The following is a 509-nucleotide window of genomic DNA, read 5'->3' as shown; positions in this document are numbered from 1 at the left end:
AGTTCCATGCGACCATCTTCACGAACCTTGATTTCACTTAGGGCTGTCCCATCAGCAAACTCAAAGCGCTCAATGTGCTCGCCCATATCTGCAAGACGTAGGGCCCCTGCGGCTCCCTCTGTGGTAGTCCAGCTAAAGAGGAGCGAGGTACCTTGATTGATATGCTCATAACTAGAGATGCTCAGGTCGGCAAGCGTCAGATCGCGGAACGCAACAGTATCGTTTCCACTTGATCCGCCTTCAGCATTACGAGTGATCCAAGTGTCACCTTTATCTTGCCCAATCAGGTAGATGTCATCGCCCGCATAACCAAAAAGATATTGTGCTCCGTTTGTGCCATCACCGGCGTAAAGCGTATCAGCCTTAGACCCGCCATAAATGTAATCGCTGAAAGACGTTCCATAGATCTGGTTGGCCTCGTTATCAAAGCCCCTCAAACCATAGCGTCCATCCTCTGCAATCTCAATTTTGTTCAGGGCTGTCCCATCAGCAAACTCAAAAAGCTCGAT

The 509-nt window shown here is 49.5% G+C and carries 1 pseudogene; it reads right to left on the bottom strand.

Annotated features, from left to right (window positions below):
• A pseudogene (locus tag PPL9_RS32385) lies at positions 1–509 on the bottom strand (hypothetical protein); the annotation flags it as partial.

The organism is Pseudovibrio sp. POLY-S9 (assembly GCF_001431305.1).
Taxonomy (GTDB): Bacteria; Pseudomonadota; Alphaproteobacteria; order Rhizobiales; family Stappiaceae; genus Pseudovibrio.
Note: the sequence above shows the minus strand (reverse complement) of the source record. Positions and strands in the feature narration are given on the sequence as shown.